The sequence below is a fragment of the Variovorax sp. YR752 genome, assembly GCF_943372545.1.
In genome coordinates this window covers 1-18,589 of the sequence record NZ_CALRZC010000167.1, presented here as the reverse complement: position 1 = coordinate 18,589, position 18,589 = coordinate 1, and the positions used below count along the sequence as shown (strand labels likewise).

Genomic DNA, 18,589 nt, shown 5'->3' with positions numbered 1-18,589 from the left:
CACGCCGCGGTGGTTGAGCATGCGCATGATCTCGCCAGCACGTTCCGCCGAGGGGCGCCGGTAATCCAGCCCGTCGACGGCATTGAACGGGATCATGTTCATGATCGCGTAGCGGCCCTTGAGCAAGGCGATCAGCGCCTCGACCTCGTCGTCACCATCGTTGACGCCTTCGATCAACGTCCATTGGTATTGGATCGGGTAGCCGGTCGCACGTGCGTAACGTTCGCCGGCCTCGACCAGGTCGGCCGGATCGAAACGCGGCGCGCGCGGCAGCAGCTGCTGGCGCAGATCCGCCTTCGTCGTGTGCAGCGACAGCGCCAGCGCCGGCTTGACGCGGCCCTGCGGCAGGCGCTCGAACACGCGCTCGTCGCCGACCGTGGAGAACACCAGCTGCTTGTGACCGATGCCGCCGGCGGTGCCGAGCAGGTCGATCGCCTCGAGCACGTTGTCGAGGTTGTGCGCCGGCTCGCCCATGCCCATGAAGACCACCTTGCGCACCGCCCGCTGGCGCCGCGCCAGCGCCACCTGGGCGACGATCTCGGCGCTGCCGAGCTGGCGCAGCAGGCCGTCGCGCCCGGTCATGCAGAACACGCAGCCGACCGCGCAGCCGGCCTGGGTCGAGACGCACAGGCCGTCGCGCGGCAGCAGCACGCTCTCAACCGCCTGCCCGTCGGCCAGCGACACCAGCAGGCGCTGCGAGCCGTCCTCGCCGCCGTGCACCGAGCGCACGCTGGCCAGCGATTCCAGCTCGGCCTCGATCGCCGGCAGCGCCTCGCGCAGCGGCAGCGGCAACCAGTCCTCGATACGGCGGCGGCCGCTGGTCTGCGGCCGCGCCTGCGCCCACAGGCGCAGCACACGCTCCTCGTGGGCGGGCTTGGCATCCAGCGCACGCAGGCGCTGGCGGATCTCGGCGATGCGCATGGCGCGCAAGCCTACTTCACTTCACGTACATCACCCGCATGCCGAGCTGGCGGCCGTCGGGCCGGTCGAGCACGGTGATGGTCGCCTGGCGTGGCCGGAAGCCGTCGGGCAGCGGCTGGCTGCCACGCGCGAACTCATGGCTACCGATCGACAGCGCCACCGGCTTGGTGACGACGCGCGTCTCGGCACCGTTCGCCCCGTCGCCGACGATGCTCAGCTGCAGCACCGCGGCCATCGGTTTGCTGCCGCCTGCTCGGGTCAGCGCCACCTCGTAGGACAGCGCCGAGCCCTTGCGCAGCAGGCGCCCGGCGCGCACCTCGACCGTGCCGCCACGCGGGTCGGGCGGCAGCGCGTCGGCGGCGAACTCCAGGTCGAGCCGGACCTTCTCGCTGCTGGCACGCGCCGCGGCCAGCTCGTCGTTCAGGCGCTTGGTGTCGGTCAGCGCGGCATCCAGCTTCTTGGTCGCGGCGGCGAGATCGGCAGCCAGCTTCTGGCGCTCGGCGTCGGCCTGCTCGTAGGAGATGCGCAGTTCGGTCGAGGCGCTGGCGCTCAGGCGCGGCGGCAGGTGTTTCTCCTGCACGTACACCACGCCGGCCGCGCCGGCGGCGGCACCGAGAATCAGCAGCACCAGCCAGGGCGGCAGCGCAAAGCGCGACTTCGGCCGGCCGTACGAGAGCACGACGGGTTTGTTCTGTCCCCACATCGGTGTGTTCTTCGCTTCGTGTCAGCAACAACCGCGCAGGGTAACCCGCTTCGGGCCGATCCATGAAACACGATGTGGCACGCTCGGATACCCTTGACGGATGACTTCGATACCGGCCGACGCGCCGCCCGCCCCTGTTCGCTTCGGTGAGGCCTTGCGGTTCTGGCTGCAGCTCGGCTTCATCAGCTTCGGCGGCCCGGCCGGGCAGATCGCCATCATGCACGCGGAGCTGGTCGAGCGGCGCCGCTGGATCAGCGAGCGCCGCTTCCTGCACGCGCTGAACTACTGCATGGTGTTGCCTGGCCCGGAAGCGCAGCAGCTGGCCACCTACATCGGCTGGCTGATGCACCGCAGCGTCGGCGGCATCGTCGCCGGGGCGCTGTTCGTGCTGCCATCCCTCTTCATCCTGATCGCGCTGAGCTGGATCTACCTGCGCTTCGGCCAGGTGCCGCTGGTGGCCGGCATCTTCGCCGGCCTCAAGCCCGCCGTGACGGCGCTGGTGCTGCACGCCGCCTGGCGCATCGGCAGCCGGGCGCTGAAGAACCGCTGGATGTGGGGCATCGCGGCGCTGGCCTTCGTCGCCATCTTCGTCTTCGGCCTGCCCTTCCCGGCCATCGTCGCTGCCGCGGCGGCGATCGGCTGGCTGGGTTCGCGGCACGCACCGCAGGTCTTCGCGCTCGGCGGCGGTCATGCCGAGGCGAAGGCGAGCTACGGCCCGGCGCTGATCGACGATGACACGCCGACGCCGGCGCATGCCCGCTACGCGACCAGCCGCCTGGCGCGCGTGCTCGCCATCGGCCTCGGCCTGTGGGCGCTGGTGATGGGCACGCTGGTGGCCACGCAGGGCTGGCACGGCGCGCTGGCGCAGATGGGCTGGTTCTTCACCAAGGCCGCGCTGCTGACTTTCGGCGGTGCGTACGCGGTGCTGCCCTACGTCTTCCAGGGCGCGGTGGAGACGCACCAGTGGCTCAGCGCCACGCAGATGATCGACGGCTTGGCGCTGGGCGAGACGACGCCCGGCCCGCTGATCATGGTGGTGGCCTTCGTCGGCTTCGTCGGCGGCTGGGGCCAGGCGGTGCTGGGGCCGGACGCGCTGTTCCTCGGCGCCGCGCTGGCCGCCACGGTGGTGACCTTCTTCACCTTCCTGCCCTCGTTCGTCTTCATCCTCGCCGGCGGGCCGCTGGTGGAAGCCACGCACGGCAAGCTGGGCTTCACCGCGCCGCTGTCGGCAATCACCGCGGCGGTGGTCGGCGTGATCCTCAACCTGGCGCTGTTCTTCGCCTACCACGTGCTGTGGCCGCAGGGCTTCGCGGGGCGCTTCGAGGTCTTCTCGGCGCTGCTGATGGCCGCGGCGGCCGCGGCACTGTTCCGCTTCAAGCTGGGCGTGATGCCGCTGCTCGGCGCGTGCGCACTGATCGGTCTGGCCGCGACGCTGGCCGGGCTGCGCTGAGCCGCCGGGCGACTACTTCTCGCCGCGCGGGCTGAAGGTGCGCGGAAAGACCACCGGCGCGCTGCGGTCGCGCAGCCGGAAGCCGAGCGCGGCGCGGCCGGTGTCCGAGGCCACCGTGCCCTCGGCCTCGAGCAGGTCGGAGGCCAGCACGCGCGTGCGGAAGCCGCTCTTGTCCACCGGCCGGCCGAGCACGATCTCGTAGATGCGCTGCAGCTGCGGCAGCGTGAACGGCTCGGCCAGCAGGAAGGCCGGCAGCGAGGTGTACTCGACCTTGCTGCGCAGCCGCTCCACCGCCGCACGCAGGATCTCGCCGTGGTCGAAGGCGAGCGGCGGCAAGCGGCCGTCGACCTCGAACCAGCGCACGTCGGCTGCGTTGCCGCCGCGCTCGAGCACCACACCGCCGGCCGGCATCAACGCCAGGTAGACATGCGTGGCCGACCAGCCGCGCGGGTCGCGCGCCGCGCCGCCCCAGCTGCCGAGCTGCTCCAGGTAGGGGCTGTCGACACCGGTCTTGTCGTGCAGCGTGCGCCGCGCGCAGGCCGCCAGGTCGGCGTCGCGCGCCATGTCGACGAAGCCGCCGGGCAGCGCCCAACGGCCGGGGAAGGGCTCGTCGCGGCCGTCCGGGCGCTGCACCAGCAGGACCTTCAGCCTGTCGTCCAGCACCGTGAAGATGGCCAGATCGACCGTGCTGAAGGGCCGCGGGTGCCCCTGATCCGGGGGCAGGTGTGGTGTCTTTCCGCTCATCGGCTTGCAGTCTGCCCGGTTTGGTTGTACTGTGCAACCCACAAGAGTTGTTTTGTACAACTCACGAGAAAGGAACACCCCATGTTCGGCATCCGTTTCGTCAAGAGCCAGCCCACCGTGCACCTGCTGCAGTTCAAGGGCGGCAAGGTCATCCGCGAAGGCGCCGGCCAGTCCTTCTTCTACTACGCGCCGGCGAGCACGCTGGTGGCCGTGCCGGTGGCCAGCCAGGACCGCGCCTTCATGCTCGAGCTGACCACGGCCGACTTCCAGAGCGTCACCGTGCAGGGCCAGGTGACCTACCGCATCGCCGACCCACGGCGCACCGCGGCGCTGATGGACTTCTCGCTGGCCCCCGGCGGCGAAGGCTACGTCAGCGACGACCCGCTGCGCCTGGGCGACCGGGTGGCGATGCAGGTCGAGGTGATCGTGCAGCGCTCGGTGCAGGCGCTCGAGCTGAAGCAGGCGCTGCGCGCCTCGGCGACGATCGCCCGCGCCGCGCAGCAAGAGCTGGCGGCGCAGGCCGAGATCCAGTCGCTGGGTCTCGAGATCCTGGGCGTGGCCATCGTCGCGGTGAAGCCCACGCCCGACATCGCCCGCGCGCTCGAGGCGCATGCCCGCGAAGCCAACCTGAAGGCCGCCGACGAGGCGGTCTACACGCGGCGCATGTCGGCGGTCGAGAACGAGCGTGCGATCCGGCAGAACGAACTTGACACCGAGATCGCCGTCGAGCAGAAGAAGCGCCAGATCCGCGAGACGCAGATGGACGCCAAGGCCGCGGTGCTCAAGCGCGAGAACACCCTGCGCGACGAACAGATGGCCGCCGACATCGCGCTGGAGGCGCAGCGCCGCGACCTGGTCGACGGCCAGGCGCGCAACGCCCGCGCGCTGGCCGACGCCGAGGCGCACCGCGTCGCCGCCGTGGTGCAGGCGCTGGAGAAGGCCGACCCGCGGCTGGTGCAGGCGCTCGCAGCGTCGTCGATGCAGCCGGGCCAGCTGATCGCTCAGGCCTTCGGCGGCATCGCGGAGCGCGCCCAGCACATCGGCCAGCTCAACGTGTCGCCGGAGCTGCTGCAGTCGCTGCTCGCCGCCCCCGCGGCGAACAGGGGAGCGGCGTGATGGCCAGCGCGATGAACGGCACGGGCGAGCGCAAGGTCGTGCTGGTGACGCGGCGCACGCGGCTGGAGGAGCTGGTCGCCAAGCACCACACGCTCGCGCAGGCGAAGTTCTACCTCGAGCACCTCGGGGCGGACTTCGCCGACTACGTGCGCGAGAACGCCGCCTACGCCAGGAGCCTGGACACCGTGGTCACCACGCTGCAGGGCTGGGGCCGCTGGCAGATGGTCGACCGCGGCTTCCTGACCAACTTCGTCTTCGGCGCCGACGACATCGTCGTCGCGCTGGGGCAGGACGGCCTGGTCGCCAACACCATGAAGTACCTCGACGGCCAGCCGCTCGTCGGCCTGAACCCCGAGCCGCAGCGCTGGGACGGCGTGCTGCTGCCCTTCGCGCCAGGCGATCTGGCCGCGCTGCTGCCCGAGGTGGCCTCCGAGCGGCGTGCCGCGAAGGCGGTGACGATGGCGCAGGCCACGCTGTCCGACGGCCAGGTGCTGCGCGCCGTCAACGACCTCTTCATCGGCCCGCGCAGTCACACCTCGGCGCTGTACGAACTGCGGCTCGGCCAGCGCCGCGAGCTGCAATCGTCCAGCGGCCTGATCGTCGCGACCGGGCTGGGCTCCACCGCCTGGCTGAAGAGCGTGGTCACCGGTTCGTTCGGCATCACCCGCTCGCTGGTCCGCGGCGCGCTGCCGGACTACCAGCCCGAGCCCTGGGACACGCCACGCCTGACCTTCGCGGTGCGCGAGCCCTTCCCTTCGCGCTCGTCGAGCGCCGAGATCGTGTTCGGCCATGCCACGCGCGACGAGCCGCTGGTGCTCCGGTCCAGAATGCCGGAACACGGCGTGATCTTCTCCGACGGCATGGAGTCGGATTTCCTGCGTTTCAGTGCCGGCCTGCAGGCGACGATCACCATCGCCGATCGGCAAGGCCGGCTCGTCGTGTGAACCCGGATGAGAACGCTCATGACCACCACCCATCTGCTCGTGATCGACCCGCAGAACGACTTCTGCGACGGGCCCGCCCCGCACACGCCGGCGCTGCCGGTACCCGGCGCGGATGCCGACATGCGCCGGCTCGCCCACTTCGTCACCGCCGCCGGTGACGCGATCGACGCGATCACCGTGACGCTCGACTCGCACCACCGTCTCGACGTCGCCCACCCGACCTTCTGGCAGCGCGGTGATGGCGGCGCGGTGACTCCGTTCACGCCGATCACCGCGGCGCAGCTGCGCAGCGGCGAGTTCGTGCCGCGTGACGCCTCGGTCCGCACGCGCGTGCAGGCCTACCTCGACGCGCTGGAGGCCGGCGGCCGCTACACGCTGATGGTCTGGCCGGTGCACTGCGAGGTCGGCACCTGGGGCCACAACTTGCATGCGGCGGTGCAGGCCGCCTGCGCCGCCTGGGAAGAGCGCCGCTCGCGCAGCGTCGACTACGTCTTCAAGGGCCTCAACCCCTGGACCGAGCACTACAGCGCGGTGCAGGCCGAGGTGCCGCTGGCGGACGACGAGGGCACGCAGCTCAACCGTGCGCTACTCGAACGCCTCGGTCGCGCGGAGCGGGTCATCGTCGCCGGCGAGGCCGGCAGCCACTGCGTGAAGGCCACCGTCGAGCACTTGGTCGAACACGGTCTCGGCGGCCGCGCCGACCGGCTCGTTCTGCTGACCGATGCGATGAGCCCGGTCAGCAGCTTCGAGGCGCAGCAGGCCGCCTTCCTCGCCGCGATGCAACAGCGCGGTGCCCGCCTGGCCACGACCAGCGAGCTGCTCGCCGAACTCATGCCTGCCTGAGCACTGCCATGCCCACCGCCCCGATCACCAGCCTGCTCGACACCGACCTCTACAAGTTCACGATGTGGCAGACGATGCTGCATCGGCACCCGCAGACGCAGGCCGAGTACCACTTCGTCTGCCGCAACACGCCGCAGTTCCCGCTCGCCGACCTGCTGCCCGAGGTCAACGAGGCGCTCGACGCGCTGTGCGGCCTGTCGTTCCAGCCCGACGAGCTGGCCTACATGCGCGGCCTTCGCTACATCAAGCCGGACTTCGTCGACTTCCTGCGCATCTTCCGGCTGCAGCGCGACTTCATCCGCGCCTGGGCCGAGGGCGAGACGCTGCACATCGTGGCAGAAGGGCCGCAGGTGCACGTGATGTTCTTCGAGATCCACGTGCTGGCGATCGTTCACGAGCTCTACAGCCGGCGGCTGGCCGGCGCGGACACGCTGGCCGACGGCCGCCGCCGCCTGGCCGCGAAGATCGAGCGGCTGCGCAGCTTCACCACACAGACGCGCCTGCGCCACTCCTTCGACCTGTTCGACTTCGGCGTGCGGCGGCGCTTCTCCGGCGCCTGGCAGCGCGAGGTGGTGTCGGCCTTCCAGGCCTCGCTGCCCGAGCACTTCAAGGGCACCTCCAACGTGCTGCTGGCGCGCGACCTCGGACTGGTGCCGATCGGCACGATGGCGCATGAGTACCTGCAGAGCTACCAGGCGCTGGGCTACCGGCTGCGCGACCACCAGAAGGCCGCCTTCGAGGACTGGGTGCAGGAGTACCGCGGCGACCTGGGCACCGCGCTGACCGACGTGATCGGCATGGACGCCTTCCTCGCCGACTTCGACCTCTACTTCGCCAAGCTGTTCGACGGCTTGCGCCACGACTCGGGCGACCCGGTCGTGTGGGGCGAGAAGGCGCTGGCGCACTACGAGCGGCTGAAGCTCGATGCGCACACCAAGCGGCTGGTGTTCTCGGACGGCCTGGACATCGAGCGCGCCATCGCGCTGTACCGCCATTTCGGCGACCGGGCGCAGGTCGGCTTCGGCATCGGCACACATCTCACCAACGACCTCGGCCTGCCAACGCTGAACATCGTCATGAAGCTGGTGCGCTGCAACGGCCAGCCGGTGGCCAAGCTGTCGGACAGCCCGGGCAAGACGCTCTGCGACGACGAGACCTTCCTCGCCTACCTGCGCCAGGTGTTCGGCGTGACAGTGCCAGGACCGGTCAGTCGTTCGGCTCGTGGCCCGACGACCACGCCGGCAACCTGAAGTCGGTCCACAGCGCCAGCGCGCGAAGGCCGGTGGCCACGGCGGCGGCGAGCAGCACCGCGGCCGTCTCGGGCATGCCGAGGGCCAGCGCCGCCACCAGCACCCAGGCGCCGACGAAGGCGCAGACGGCGTAGGGCCGGTGGTCGCTGAAGGCCTTGGGGATCTGATTGCAGACGATGTCGCGCAGCACACCGCCGAACACGGCGGTGACCACGCCCATCAGCACCGCCACGATCGCCGGCATACCCTGCGCCAGCGCAATCTGCGTGCCGCCGGCGCTGAACAGGCCGAGGCCCAATGCATCGGGCCACTGCATGGCCCGCTCGGTCGGCGCGAAGTGGCGCGCGTGCAGCACCGCCATCGCCGCGATGCACAGCGCCAGCAGCGCCCACAGCCAGGCAGCGTGCTCGACCCAGAAGAACGGGCGCCGGTCGAGCAGCACGTCGCGCAGCGTGCCGCCGCCGAAGGCAGCCAGACCGGCGACGACGCAGACACCCACCGCATCGAGCCGCTTGCGCGCCGCTTCCAGCAGGCCCGACAGCGCGAAGGCGATCGTCGCCAGCGCCTCGACCACCGTCAGCAGCACCGGCAGCAGGCGCGGATCGGGCGACGGATCAGGCATGCAACCTCGCTGCCACACGCTCGTGGGCGTTGCGCGGCAGCCGCCCGGTGATGGCGGTCGCCACCGGCTGCGCGAGCATCGCCTCGAAAGCCTGCGCGACCTTCGCCGCCGAGACGCGCCTCAGCCGCGCCAGCGACTGCGCACGCGGCCGCACCCGGCCGAGGAACAGCAGGTCCAGCGCCGCCTCCTCGACACGCCGGTACGGCTGCTCGCTCGTGCGCAGCGAGCGCACCGTGAGCTGGTTGCGAGCGCGCTCCAGATGCACCGGCTCGACGCCGGCAGCCATCTCGCGCAGCAACGCACTGACCTCGGTGCAGAACTCGTCGAGGTGTTCCGGCGCGGTCGAGGCCTCGATGACGAACTGCCCCCATCGGCCGAGCACGTCGGCCGAGCAATGCGTGTGGTAGGCCAGCCCCTTTCGCTCGCGGATGCGGTCGAGCAGCGGCGAGCTCATGCCCTCGCCGAGCACGGCGGCGGCCACCGCGCCGACCGGGTCGTCGTCGACCAGCGAAGCGATCGGCCAGCCGATCACGACATGGGTCTGGCTGCTGCCGACCAGACGCTTCGTCGCGATGCCGCCGACCCAGGCCGGCTCGGTCAGCGTGTTCTCCTCGCCGCTCGGCAGGTCGCCGAAAGCGGCTTCGGCGGCGGCGAGCACCGCGTCCGCATCCACCGCGCCGGCCACGCCGATCACCACGTTGGCGCCGCTGTACTGGCGTTGCACGTAGCCGAGCAGGTCGTCACGCGTGAAGCGCGCGATGTTGGCGCGCCGGCCGATCACCGGCAGCGCCGCCGGGTGGGTGCCGAAGCACTCCTCGTCGAACAGCTGGAAGGCGATGGTCAGCGGGTCGTCCTCGTCGTCGGCGATCTCGTGCAGGATCACGCGGCGCTCGCGCTCGAGCTCATCGGCCGGGAAGGTGCTCTCGCGCACGATGTCGCCGAGCATGCGCACGAAGCGCGGCGCGTCGTCGGCCAGGCCGCGCATGTGGAAGGCGGTGTGGTCCTTGTCGGTGTGCGCGTTGACCTCGGCGCCCAGGCGTTCGGCGTCGAGGTTGATGCGCTGGCAGTCGCGCGTGCGCGTGCCCTTGAAGGCCATGTGCTCGACGACGTGGCTGATGCCGTTGAGCTTCGCACCCTCGTGCGCGCTGCCGGTGCGCACGAACACGCTGACGCTGGCGCTGCCCACGCCGGGCAGGTCGATCAGCAGCACACGCACGCCGTTGGCCAGCGTGGCGACCGTGGTACCGGGTTCGTCCGTCGGCTTGCGCATCAGAACGCCGCCACCGAGCCGTTGCTGCGCGGGTCGAAGCCGCCGATCAGCAGGCCGTCCGGCTGGCGGATCAGCGCGCCGGCGTGGCCGACCGATTCGTCCCAGTCGGCCAGCAGTTCGACGTCGTGGCCCATGGCTCTCAGCGCGTCGATGGTCGATACCGGGAAACGCGCCTCGAGCTTCAGGCTGTCGCTGGACATGCCCCAGGTGCGGCCGAGCAGCCAGCGCGGCAGCTCGATGGCGGCCTGCGGCTCCAGGCCGAAGCGCTGGATGCGGTTGAAGACGGTCGCCTGCGTCTGCGGCTGGCCGTCGCCACCCATCGTGCCGTAGACCATCAGCCGGCCGTCGGCCAGCCGCGCCAGCGCCGGGTTGAGGGTGTGGAAGGGCCGCTTGCCCGGCTCCAGTCGGTTGATGTGCGAGGGGTCGAGGCTGAAGCTGCAGCCGCGGTTCTGCCAGTTGACGCCCGACTCCGCGAGCACCACACCGGCGCCGAACTCGTGATAGATGCTCTGGATGAAGGACACCGCGCGGCCCTCGCCGTCGATCACGCCCATCCAGACCGTGTCGCCGGGGTCGGTGCGCTTGCCCCAGGGCGCGGCACGCTGGGGGTCGATCTGCGCCGCGAGTTGATCGAGCAGTTCGTCGCGCAGCAGATCGGGCGGCGCGATCGTCATGAAGGCCGGGTCGGTGACGTGGCGGTCGCGCAGCGCGAAGGCCTGCTTGGTCGCCTCGACCTGCGCATGCACGAAGGCGGCGCCGGTCGGATCGGCATCCCATCCCTTCAGGCGCTGCATGATGCCCAGGATCATCAGCGAGACCACGCCCTGCGAAGGCGGTGTCATGTTGGCCAGCGTGGCGCCAGGGATGGCCAGCGTCAGCGGATCGATGCGCCTGGCCTGGTGCGCGGCGAGGTCGGCGGCGGTCAGCGGGCTGCCGATCGCGGCCAGTTCGGCGGCGAGCTGCTTCGCCAATGCACCGCGGTAGAAGTCCTCGGTGCCGTGCTCGGCGATGCGCGAGAGCGTGGCGGCCAGGCGCGGCTGCAGGAAGCGGCTGAAGGCGGTGGGTGCGGCACCGTCGACGAGGAAGGTCTCGGCGAAGCCGGGGATGGCCACCAGCTCGTCGCGCTTCGCGGCCGTGGCGGCGTGCTGGCTGTGCGTGACCGGGATGCCCTCGCGGGCGTACCAGATCGCATCTTCCAGCAGGCGCGACAGCGGCAGGGTGCCGCCCCATTCACGCGACAAGGCATGCGCGGCGCCCCAACCCGACACCGTGCCGGCCACCGTCAGCGCCGCGATGCCGCCGCGGAACGGGATGCTGCCGCTGACCCCGCGCTGCGCGTACTGCTCGCGCGTGGCAGCAGCGGCGCTGGCGCCGCTGGCGTCGATGCCGGCGAGCGGGCCGCTCGGCCCGCCGATGACCCAGAAGCCGTCACCGCCGATCGAGTTCATGTGCGGGTAGACGACGGCGATGGCGGCGGCAGCAGCGATCATCGCCTCGAGTGCGTTGCCGCCTTCGCGCAACACGCGCAGGGCGGCTTCGGAAGCCAGGCTGTGCGGCGCGACGACGATGCCGCGGCGGCCGAGGAAGGAATGGGTCATGGACTGCAGGAGGCGTTGTTCACGAAGGGGCCGCCGGGCGGCGGCCCGACATCTTGCCAGCCCCGCCGTCCCCCTGCGCGGCCGGCCGGTTCGCCGACCACAGCGCCAGGCCCATCAGCAGCATGCCGGCCGTCTGCAAGGGGCTGAGCGTGCGCCCGTAGACGAACAGGTCGACGAGTACCGCCGCGCCCGGGTAGACGAACTGCAGCACGGCGATGCGCGCCGTCGGCAGCCGCGCCATGCCGGCGTACAGCAGCACGTAGGCCAGCCCGGTGTGCAGCACGCCCAGGCCGACCAGCCAGCCCCATGCCGGCCCGGCCGGCGGCCAGCCGTTCAGCCACGGCCACCAGACCAGCAGCACGGCGCCGACGCCGCATTGCCAGCTGGCGAAGGCATAGGAGCCGATGCCCTGCGCCGCCTTGGCCAGCAGCGTCACCACCGCATAGCTGAGCGAGCCGACCAGGCACAGCAGCAGGCCGACCAGATAGGCGCGGTCGACCGCCGCCGGCCCTTCATCGAGCACCCCGCTAGCCAGCGCCAGGCCCAGCAGCGCGACCACCACCGCCACGGCCTGGCGCGGCGAGATCCGCTCGCGCCACCACCACGCGCCGATCAGCATCACCCAGATCGGCTGCACATGCACGACGACGGTGGCCACGCCGATCGAGGTGCGCTCGATGGCCGCGAAGAAGCTCGCCCAGTTGAAGACCACCAGCACGCCGGCTGTCAACGCCGCGGCGAGCATGCGGCCACGCAGGCGCAGTTCGCCCAGGCGTCCGGCGACGGCGCCCCAGGCCAGCAGCGCCAGCAGGCCGAAGGCGCAGCGGAACCAGACGGCCGTCAGCGGCGAGACGCCGGCTTCCTCGACAAACACGCCCAGGGTGCCGAGCAGCACGCCGCCTGCGGTCATCAGCCAGAGGCCCTCGCGCTCGCGGCTCACGCCGACAGGGAGACGGATGTGATCGGAATTCATGGCCGCCATCGTGGCCGTGACCCCTGCGTCAGAGAAGCGGAACTTCATCCCGACTACCATTCGAAAATCGAACGGTTCCTGGAGTCCCCATGCGCGACCTGCAACTCGACTGGCTGCGTGCCTTCGTCGCCGTGGTCGACGTCGGCTCGCTGGCCGCGGCGGCTCCGCAGCTGCACCGCTCGGCCTCGGCGGTCAGCATGCAGTTGCTCAAGCTCGAAGAGGCCACCGGCCGGCCGGTGCTGCTGCGCGGCCCGAGGCACCTCGAACTGACGCCCACCGGCGCCGAACTGCTCGGCTACGCGCGCCGCATGCTCGAGCTGCACGGCGAGGCGCTGGCTGCGCTGCACGGCCCGCAGCTCAGCGGCCGCGTGCGGCTGGGCGTGCCCGACGACTACGCGGCGACCTACCTGACGCCGCTGCTGCGCAGCTTCGCCGGCCGCCACGCCGGCGTCGAGATCGTGCTCGACTGCGAGCAGTCGACCTCGCTGATCCCGCGGGTGCAGCGCGGCGAGCTGGACCTGGCCCTGGTCTCGCGCGACCGGCCGACACGCGGCACGCTGCTCTTCCACGAGCCGCTCGTATGGGTCGGCGCGCCGCAGCACGAAGCCTGGCGGCGCGACCCGCTGCCGGTGGCGGTCTACGAGCCGGGCAGCCTGGCGCGGCGCGAGGCGCTCGCGGCGCTGGCCGCGCAGCGGCGCAGCTACCGCGTCGTCTACAACAGCTCCAGCCTGGCGGGGCAGATCGCCGCGGTGGAAAGCGGCATCGCGGTGGCCGTGCTGACGCGCTGCAGCGTGCCGCCCGGCCTGCTGCTGCTGCAGGACAAGCTGGGCCTGCCGGCGCTCGGCACGATGGAGGTGGCGGTGCTGCGCAGCAAGGCCTCGGCACATTCGGCGGCGGTGGACGCACTGCACGACGAGGCGCTGCGCACACTGCGCCGCCCGCCCGACGCCATGGCGGCGCCCCGCACCGAGCCACGCACCCGCCGGCGCCTATGATCGCCGCATGTCGCCACTGAGCTCGCCGCAGGACACCGCCGCCGGACTGGCGCGCGGCGCCGTGCAATGGCTGGCGGGCTGGTGGCGCACCATCCACCTGGCTGCACTGCTCAGCGTGCTGGCGCTGTCGCCCTCGAGCTACCGCGCAGGCAACCGCCGTGCGATGGCGAAGCACATCTATCTCGGCACGGCGCAGTCGCTGCTGTGGTTCACGCTGCTGAGCCTGTTGATCAGCATCGTCGTCATCCGCATCGTGCTGGTCACCGCGCTGAGCTACGGCCTCACGCAGTACGCGCTGGAGATGGTGGTGCGCGTGCTGGTGCTGGAGCTGATCCCTCTGGCCGCGGCGCTGTTCGCCGCGCTGCGCTGCACGATGCCGCTGGCCGAAGAGGTGGCCACGCTGCGCACCGGTGGTGGCTGGGACGCTCTGGCCCGCGAGGGCATCGACCCGCTGCGCCAGGAGGTGCTGCCGCGCGTGGTCGCCGGTTCGTTCTGCGGGCTGATGCTCGCTGCGGTGAGCTGCGTGGTCACGCTGGTGGTCGCCTACCTGTCGGTCTACGGCCTGACGAGCGCCGGCTTTGCCGCCTACACCCACACCGTCGGTCAGGTGTTCTCGCCGGCGGTGTCGCTGATCCTTCTGCTGAAGATCCTGCTGCTCGGCCTGACCGTGGCGCTGATGCCGATCGCCTCGGTGCTCGACGCGGTGCCGCGCCGCCGCGCCAACACCAGCGCCGAGCTGCAGGGACTGGTGCGCATGTTCATGGTCATCGTGATCATCGAAGCCGCCTCGCTGGTCGGCAACTACTACTGACACCGACGCCGTGAAGGACACCCCCGACAAGGCACCCGACAACCTCGAGCTGAAGGCGGCGCTGCTGCTCGGCCTGTTCGTCGCGCTGGTCGCGGCGACGGTGCTCTACCTGCTCTACGCGCGCGGCACCTTCGAGGCGACGCAACGGCTGGTGCTGGTCGCCGACGACTCCGAGGGCGTGCGTGTCGGCATGGACATCAGCTTCTCCGGCTTCCCGATCGGCCGCGTGCGCCGCATCGAACTGGCCGACGACGGCAGCGCGCGCATCCTGATCGACGTTCCCGTGAAGGACGCCAGGTGGCTGCGCGAAAGCAGCGTGTTCACGCTGGCGCGCAGCCTGGTCGGCGGCGCCAGCCTGAAGGCCTACAGCGGCGTGCTGACCGACCCGCCGCTGCCCGACGGCGCCGAGCGCCGCGTGCTGGTCGGCGATGCCACGGCGGAGCTGCCGCGGCTGGTCTCCGAGACGCGCGAGTTGATCCAGAACCTGACGCGCTTGACCGCGTCGGACTCGGCGCTCTCGCTGAGCCTGACCAACGTGCAGACGCTGACCAGCCAGGTGGCCGAACGCGCCAGTGGGCCGCGCGGCGCCTCCGGCCTGCTGCTCGGCGATGCCGAAGCGAAGAAGGTCGGCACGGCGCTGGACCGCGTCAACACGCTGCTGGCGCGCATCGACGGCCTGACCGCGAAGGCCGACGCGCAACTGCTCGGCCCGCAGGGGCTGGTCGGCGAGGGCCGGGCCACGGTGGTGCAGCTCAACGGCCTGCTCGGCGACGCGCGCGAGACGCTGAAGAAGGTCGACGCACTGCTCGGCGAGGCCCAGGCAGTGGCCGGCAACGTGCGCGGCGCGACGAAGGACCTGGATGCGCTGCGCAGCGAGGTCGACGCGACGGTGAAGAAGGTCGAACAACTGGTCGACGAGGTCAACCGCAAGTGGCCGTTCCAGCGCGACACGGAGCTGAAGCTCAAATGAGGCGCCCGCTCGCCATCGCGGTGTTCAGCGTGATGCTGGCGGGTTGCTCGAGCGGGCCGGTGCCGCCCGACTGGCAGTTGCAGGCGCGGCCGGCAATCGAGGCCGCGGTGAAGGCCGAGCTGTCTGGCGATGCACGCGCGGCACAACGTGAGTTCGAACGCGGCCATGCGCTGATCGCTCGCACCGGACAGCCGGCGCTGGTCGCCCGCGCCGAGCTGATGCGCTGTGCGGCCCGCTTGGCCAGCCTGGAGTTCGCGCCCTGCGAGGGCTTCGAGCGCTGGCGCGGCGATGCGGCGCCGGCGGAGCGGGCCTATGCCGATCACCTGGCCGGCAAGTCGCTGGGCCAGGCGCAGATCGAACTGCTTCCCACGGCCCAGCGCAGCGCCGCCGCGGCGATCGCCTCGCGCAGTGCGGCCTCACTGCAGGGCCTTGACGATCCGCAGTCGCGGCTGATCGCCGCAGCGCTGCTGTTCCGCGCCGGCCTGGCTGATCCGGCGACGATCACGCTGGCCGCCGACACCGCCTCGGCGCAGGGCTGGCGCAAGCCGCTGCTGGCCTGGCTCGGCGTGCTGGCCATGCGCGCCGAACGCGCCGGCGATGCCGAGGCCGCCGCGCAACAGCGCCGGCGCATCGAACTGGTGACGAGTTCGCGCTGATCGCGCATCCAGCGCCGGGGTGTCAGCGCCGCCCGCCAGGCGGGTCGGTCTCATGTGAATCGACGTTCAAGGACTCAGATGGTCACGCGATCGACTGGCGTCGCGCGGCCCTGAGCTGCCCTTCGACGTTTGCTCTCTGGGTTGCGGGCGGCGCGGCAAAGGCGCGCCCGGGCAGGCTACGGCGCTTCGCCTCGGCGGTCGCCGCTTCGCGCCGACTCCCCCGCGATGCTCGGTCTCGTGGCCCGTCGCAGAACTCACTACGCGACCTGCGGTCGCTGCGTTCAGACAACCGCGACGAGTCAGATCACGAACCGCGCTGGCGCGCGCGGCCCCGAGCCCTGTGCTTCTCGGCGCCTCAGAGGCGCGCCTCCACCTGCCCGGGCGCGCCTTTGCTGAACCATCGGTGGCATGCCGGTCGAGGCACCACCAGTGGTGGACTTCGCGGCAGGCGCTGCCCGCTGGGGGCGATTTGGGCGGCGACGAGAAGCGCAGCGCCGGGGTCGGCGCGCGTCAGCGCGCTTCGTGATCTGACTTGCCGCGGTTGTTTGAACGCAGCGACCGCAGGTCGCGAAGTGAGTTCTGCGGCACGACCCCGGCGCGAGCATCGCAGTGGAGTCGGCGCGCAGCGTCGACCGCCGCCGCATGAGCCCACAGTGGGCAGCGCCTGCCGCGATGCTCAAGGACGGCACGAAAGCAGACCCCCGCAAACTTCAGCAAAGAGCCGCGAACAGCCGCTCGCCCGGCCGTGTGACTCGTCCTCAGCGGCCCGGATAGGCGGCCAGGCGCTGCACGTCGAGGATGTGCACGTCGCGCTTGTCGATGCGCACCAGGCCGGCCGCCTCCAGCTCGTGCAGCACGCGCGAGAAGTACTCCGGCGTCAGCGACAGCCGCGAGGCGATGGTCGCCTTGCTGACCGGCAGCGACACGGTGATGACTTCGCCGCTGACGCAGTCCTCGGCGATCTGGTCGCGCAGCAGGTAGCCGATGACACGCTGCACGCCGCTGTGCAGCGCATAGGCCTCGACGTCGTGCACCAGGCCGTGCAGGCGGCGCGAGATGCCGGCCAGCATGCGCATCGCGAAGCGCGGGTCGCGCTCGATCTCGCCGACCACGGCGTCCTTCTTCACCGTCAGCAGCAGCGTGTCGCTCAGCGCCTGCGCGTTGATGATGTAGGGCTTGCCGGTGAACATCAGCGCTTCGGCAAAGCTGTTGCCGGGGCCGACCAGCTCGATCACCTTCTCCTGCCCGGCCGGAGAGATCGCGAACAGCTTGATCTGCCCGGTGACGGTGACGTGGAACTCCTCGCAGGGCTCGCCGACGCGGAACACCGTGTCGCCGCGCGACAGCCGGCGCAGCTGGCAACCGAGCGCGAGCCGCTCCAGCTCGGGGCGGCTGAGGTCGGTGAACAGCGGCAGCACCGAGAGGTAACGCGGCAGGTCGAAGGTACGGGCTTCCACGGCGGGCTTCCTGGGAGGGCAGCGCGAGTGTCGATGCCCCGCAGCGGGGCACGCTTGACGCCCGTCAACTTCAGCGGACCAGGGTCGCGTAGACCGCTGCCAGCCGCGCCGGCAGCTCGGCCGGCCGTTTTACCTGCGCCCAGCCGCCACGGCCGAACAGGTGCGGCAGGTAGTCGTGCGCCTCCTCGTCGATCGACAGGCAGAAGGGCAGCAGCCCGGCGGCGCGCGCCTCGTGCACCGCCGCGCGGGTGTCCTCCAGCCCCCAGCGGCCTTCGTAGACGTCGAGGTCGTTGGGCTTGCCGTCGGTGAGGATGATCAGCAGCCGCTGGCGCTCGGGGCGCTGCGCGAGCTGCTTCGTCGCGTGGCGCAGCGCCGCGCCCATGCGGGTGTAGTAGCCGGGCTTGATGGCGCCGACGCGCGAGCGCACCGCGGAGCTCCAGGGCTCGTCGAAACCCTTGAGGTGCTGCATGCGCACGTTGTGGCGGCGCACCGAGCTGAAGCCGAGCATGGCAAAGGCGTCGCCGGTGCCGTCGAGCGCCTCGCCGAAGACGTAGAGCGCCTCGCGGATCACGTCGATCACGCGGGCATCGTTGTCGACATGCGCGTCGGTGGACAGCGACAGGTCGGCCAGCAGCAGCGTCGCCAGGCTGCGCTCGCCGCGGATGCGGCGGGCGAACACGGCCGGATCACGCGCCGAGGTGGCGCAGGCGTCGTCGGCGGCGTGGCGCACCCAGGCGTCGAGATCGATCGCCTCGCCATCGGCGCACTGGCGCTGCCAGCGCGGCGCAGCGCGCAGCACTTCGAGGCGGCGGCGCACCCGGCGCGCGGTGGCCTGCAGCGCAGCGTTCGGCGCGTAGGGCGCGGCGCCCTGCGCCATCAGGGTCACCACGCGGCAGTGGTCGGCACGCAGGCGCTGCTGCTTCCAGTCCCACTCGGGCAGGGTCTCGCCCTCGCCGATCGGCACATCGTCGGCGCTGGCGCTGGGCAGGTCGAGATCGAACTTCACCCGCGCAGCGCCCGCCTTGCCGTCGCGGGTGATGGCGAGCTGCGTCATGTCGTCGGCTGCGCGCACGGCGTTGCCGTCGTCCTCGTCGTCGCTGCCGCGGTCCAGCGGCACGTGGTCGGCCCAGCTCATCAGCTGCTCGGTCTTCGACGGCAGCAGCAGCGGCGCGCGCCCCGGCCGCTGCTCGACGCGTCGCGTGCGCCGGCGCGTCGCGCTGGCGGTGGAGGTGCCCCGGCGTGCCGGCTCGTCGGCCTCGCGGCCGG

General features: G+C 71.4%; 18 protein-coding genes. 9 read left to right on the top strand and 9 right to left on the bottom strand.

The window, feature by feature from the left end; all coding sequences use genetic code 11:
* Both AAG801_RS29415 and AAG801_RS29410 read right to left on the bottom strand, forming a co-directional pair.
* A partial coding sequence (locus AAG801_RS29415; protein WP_341891566.1) for an RNA methyltransferase occupies positions 1–921 on the bottom strand: 921 nt, incomplete at its 3' end.
* Positions 922–937: 16 nt separating this feature from the next.
* Entirely contained in the window at positions 938–1,624 is a 687-nt protein-coding gene (locus AAG801_RS29410; RefSeq protein ID WP_341891565.1) for a hypothetical protein, read from the bottom strand.
* Positions 1,625–1,724: 100 nt separating this feature from the next.
* On the opposite strand from AAG801_RS29410, the gene chrA reads away from it, so the two are divergent.
* The gene (gene chrA / locus AAG801_RS29405; RefSeq protein WP_341891564.1) at positions 1,725–3,074 is read left to right on the top strand and encodes a chromate efflux transporter; all 1,350 of its coding nucleotides are present in this window, start codon (positions 1,725–1,727) and stop codon (positions 3,072–3,074) included.
* A 12-nt stretch (positions 3,075–3,086) separates the two neighbouring features.
* Here the strand turns inward: chrA and AAG801_RS29400 are convergent, their stop codons facing one another.
* A complete protein-coding gene (locus AAG801_RS29400; RefSeq protein WP_341891563.1) occupies positions 3,087–3,818 on the bottom strand; it encodes an NUDIX domain-containing protein in 732 nt (243 codons plus the stop codon).
* 81 nt (positions 3,819–3,899) lie between these two features.
* Between AAG801_RS29400 and AAG801_RS29395 the strand changes: the two genes are divergently transcribed.
* From AAG801_RS29395 to pncB, 4 genes are read left to right on the top strand one after another with little or no spacing between them, the layout of a single operon-like run.
* On the top strand, positions 3,900–4,934 hold the full coding sequence (locus tag AAG801_RS29395) for an SPFH domain-containing protein (protein WP_341891562.1): 1,035 nt from the start codon (positions 3,900–3,902) through the stop codon (positions 4,932–4,934).
* The gene (locus tag AAG801_RS29390) at positions 4,934–5,878 is read left to right on the top strand and encodes a sugar kinase (protein WP_341891561.1); all 945 of its coding nucleotides are present in this window, start codon (positions 4,934–4,936) and stop codon (positions 5,876–5,878) included. Before AAG801_RS29395 ends, AAG801_RS29390 begins: the two co-directional genes overlap by 1 nt.
* A gap of 18 nt (positions 5,879–5,896) precedes the next feature.
* Positions 5,897–6,721, top strand: coding sequence for an isochorismatase family protein (locus AAG801_RS29385; RefSeq protein ID WP_341891560.1), 825 nt, complete (start codon positions 5,897–5,899; stop codon positions 6,719–6,721).
* Positions 6,722–6,729: 8 nt separating this feature from the next.
* Entirely contained in the window at positions 6,730–7,971 is a 1,242-nt protein-coding gene (gene pncB, locus AAG801_RS29380; protein ID WP_341891559.1) for a nicotinate phosphoribosyltransferase, read from the top strand.
* Here pncB and AAG801_RS29375 read toward each other — a convergent pair.
* The 4 genes from AAG801_RS29375 to AAG801_RS29360 are packed head-to-tail and all read right to left on the bottom strand — an operon-like array spanning position 7,928 to position 12,434.
* Positions 7,928–8,593: a trimeric intracellular cation channel family protein gene (locus tag AAG801_RS29375; RefSeq protein ID WP_341891558.1), complete on the bottom strand. Its 666-nt coding sequence runs from the start codon at positions 8,591–8,593 to the stop codon at positions 7,928–7,930. The two genes, pncB and AAG801_RS29375, sit on opposite strands and share 44 nt — an antisense overlap.
* On the bottom strand, positions 8,586–9,863 hold the full coding sequence (locus tag AAG801_RS29370; RefSeq protein WP_341891557.1) for a pitrilysin family protein: 1,278 nt from the start codon (positions 9,861–9,863) through the stop codon (positions 8,586–8,588). Before AAG801_RS29370 ends, AAG801_RS29375 begins: the two co-directional genes overlap by 8 nt.
* Positions 9,863–11,461 carry a gamma-glutamyltransferase family protein gene (locus tag AAG801_RS29365; protein WP_341891556.1) on the bottom strand — a complete coding sequence of 533 codons (1,599 nt, stop codon included), beginning with the start codon at positions 11,459–11,461 and terminating at the stop codon, positions 9,863–9,865. The genes AAG801_RS29370 and AAG801_RS29365 overlap by 1 nt, the downstream gene beginning before the upstream one ends.
* Positions 11,462–11,480: 19 nt before the next feature.
* The gene (locus AAG801_RS29360) at positions 11,481–12,434 is read right to left on the bottom strand and encodes an EamA family transporter (protein ID WP_341891555.1); all 954 of its coding nucleotides are present in this window, start codon (positions 12,432–12,434) and stop codon (positions 11,481–11,483) included.
* Positions 12,435–12,523: 89 nt separating this feature from the next.
* Here AAG801_RS29360 and AAG801_RS29355 point away from each other — a divergent pair, with 89 nt between their 5' ends.
* Genes AAG801_RS29355 through AAG801_RS29340 form a run of 4 tightly spaced genes read left to right on the top strand, consistent with a single transcriptional unit; the run spans position 12,524 to position 15,866 of the window.
* A complete protein-coding gene (locus AAG801_RS29355) occupies positions 12,524–13,429 on the top strand; it encodes a LysR family transcriptional regulator (RefSeq protein WP_341891554.1) in 906 nt (301 codons plus the stop codon).
* A gap of 7 nt (positions 13,430–13,436) precedes the next feature.
* A complete protein-coding gene (locus AAG801_RS29350) occupies positions 13,437–14,240 on the top strand; it encodes an ABC transporter permease (protein ID WP_341891553.1) in 804 nt (267 codons plus the stop codon).
* Between the two features lie 10 nt (positions 14,241–14,250).
* Positions 14,251–15,210, top strand: a complete 960-nt coding sequence (locus AAG801_RS29345; RefSeq protein ID WP_341891552.1) for an MlaD family protein — start codon at positions 14,251–14,253, stop codon at positions 15,208–15,210.
* Complete coding sequence (locus AAG801_RS29340; RefSeq protein ID WP_341891551.1) at positions 15,207–15,866, top strand: hypothetical protein; 660 nt, start codon at positions 15,207–15,209, stop codon at positions 15,864–15,866. The genes AAG801_RS29345 and AAG801_RS29340 overlap by 4 nt, the downstream gene beginning before the upstream one ends.
* 758 nt (positions 15,867–16,624) lie before the next feature.
* Here AAG801_RS29340 and AAG801_RS29335 read toward each other — a convergent pair.
* Positions 16,625–17,323 carry a Crp/Fnr family transcriptional regulator gene (locus AAG801_RS29335; RefSeq protein ID WP_341891550.1) on the bottom strand — a complete coding sequence of 233 codons (699 nt, stop codon included), beginning with the start codon at positions 17,321–17,323 and terminating at the stop codon, positions 16,625–16,627.
* A 70-nt stretch (positions 17,324–17,393) separates the two neighbouring features.
* The coding region (locus AAG801_RS29330) for a VWA domain-containing protein (protein WP_341891549.1) at positions 17,394–18,589 on the bottom strand (1,196 nt) is incomplete at its 5' end.

What these genes read in the sequence shown, in the direction of transcription:
- AAG801_RS29410 (WP_341891565.1), bottom strand. Translation starts at nt 1,624, where the DNA reads ATGTGGGGACAGAACAAACCCGTCGTGCTCTCGTACGGCCGGCCGAAG.
- chrA (WP_341891564.1), top strand. Translation starts at nt 1,725, where the DNA reads ATGACTTCGATACCGGCCGACGCGCCGCCCGCCCCTGTTCGCTTCGGT.
- AAG801_RS29400 (WP_341891563.1), bottom strand. Translation starts at nt 3,818, where the DNA reads ATGAGCGGAAAGACACCACACCTGCCCCCGGATCAGGGGCACCCGCGG.
- AAG801_RS29395 (WP_341891562.1), top strand. Translation starts at nt 3,900, where the DNA reads ATGTTCGGCATCCGTTTCGTCAAGAGCCAGCCCACCGTGCACCTGCTG.
- AAG801_RS29390 (WP_341891561.1), top strand. Translation starts at nt 4,934, where the DNA reads ATGGCCAGCGCGATGAACGGCACGGGCGAGCGCAAGGTCGTGCTGGTG.
- AAG801_RS29385 (WP_341891560.1), top strand. Translation starts at nt 5,897, where the DNA reads ATGACCACCACCCATCTGCTCGTGATCGACCCGCAGAACGACTTCTGC.
- pncB (WP_341891559.1), top strand. Translation starts at nt 6,730, where the DNA reads ATGCCCACCGCCCCGATCACCAGCCTGCTCGACACCGACCTCTACAAG.
- AAG801_RS29375 (WP_341891558.1), bottom strand. Translation starts at nt 8,593, where the DNA reads ATGCCTGATCCGTCGCCCGATCCGCGCCTGCTGCCGGTGCTGCTGACG.
- AAG801_RS29370 (WP_341891557.1), bottom strand. Translation starts at nt 9,863, where the DNA reads ATGCGCAAGCCGACGGACGAACCCGGTACCACGGTCGCCACGCTGGCC.
- AAG801_RS29365 (WP_341891556.1), bottom strand. Translation starts at nt 11,461, where the DNA reads ATGACCCATTCCTTCCTCGGCCGCCGCGGCATCGTCGTCGCGCCGCAC.
- AAG801_RS29360 (WP_341891555.1), bottom strand. Translation starts at nt 12,434, where the DNA reads ATGAATTCCGATCACATCCGTCTCCCTGTCGGCGTGAGCCGCGAGCGC.
- AAG801_RS29355 (WP_341891554.1), top strand. Translation starts at nt 12,524, where the DNA reads ATGCGCGACCTGCAACTCGACTGGCTGCGTGCCTTCGTCGCCGTGGTC.
- AAG801_RS29350 (WP_341891553.1), top strand. Translation starts at nt 13,437, where the DNA reads ATGTCGCCACTGAGCTCGCCGCAGGACACCGCCGCCGGACTGGCGCGC.
- AAG801_RS29340 (WP_341891551.1), top strand. Translation starts at nt 15,207, where the DNA reads ATGAGGCGCCCGCTCGCCATCGCGGTGTTCAGCGTGATGCTGGCGGGT.